A 540-nucleotide genomic window follows, 5' to 3' on the forward strand; every position below is an offset into this window, starting at 1 on the left:
CGCCGCGGCGCTCTCGGCCGCCCGCACCGTCGTGGGTGAGGGACGCATCATCGCGATCCAGCAGCCCCACACCTACTCGCGCACGCAGGAGATGTACCGCGAGTTCGCCGAGGTGCTCGAGACCCACGCCGACCACACGGTCATGCTCGATGTGTACGGCGCGCGCGAGGACCCGGTGCCCGGGGTGACCGGCGAGCTCGTCAGCGGAGCCTTCGCCGACCCCGCGCACGTGCACTACGTTCCCGATTGGCAGGCCGCCGCCGATTACACGGCGCGCATCGCGCGCCCCGGCGACTACGTCGTCACCCTGGGCTGCGGGAACGTGTACCAGATCATCCCGCAGGTGCTCGAGGCGCTCTCCCGCACCGAGGCCGCGGCGGTCTGACCGTGGAGCGGCCCACCCCCCTGCCGGCGCCGCCCGCGTCCCGCACGCCCGCGTCCCGGAAGCCCGCGGCGGAGAGGCACGTGTCTCGGGCTCGCGTGGAACCGGAGGGGACGCCCGAGGGGGCGACCGCCCCGGTCGTGCCGCTGGTGGCGCCG

Annotated in this window: 1 protein-coding gene; it reads left to right on the forward strand. The window is 74.8% G+C overall.

Features of this window, described 5'->3' with window-relative positions; genetic code table 11:
* A partial coding sequence (locus tag NS220_RS18620) for a glutamate ligase domain-containing protein (protein WP_275934693.1) occupies positions 1 to 385 on the forward strand: 385 nt, incomplete at its 5' end.
* Positions 386 to 540: the final 155 nt, after the last annotated feature.

The sequence above is a fragment of the Microbacterium testaceum genome (genome assembly GCF_001476655.1).
In the GTDB taxonomy this organism is placed as follows: Bacteria; Actinomycetota; Actinomycetes; order Actinomycetales; family Microbacteriaceae; genus Microbacterium; species Microbacterium testaceum_C.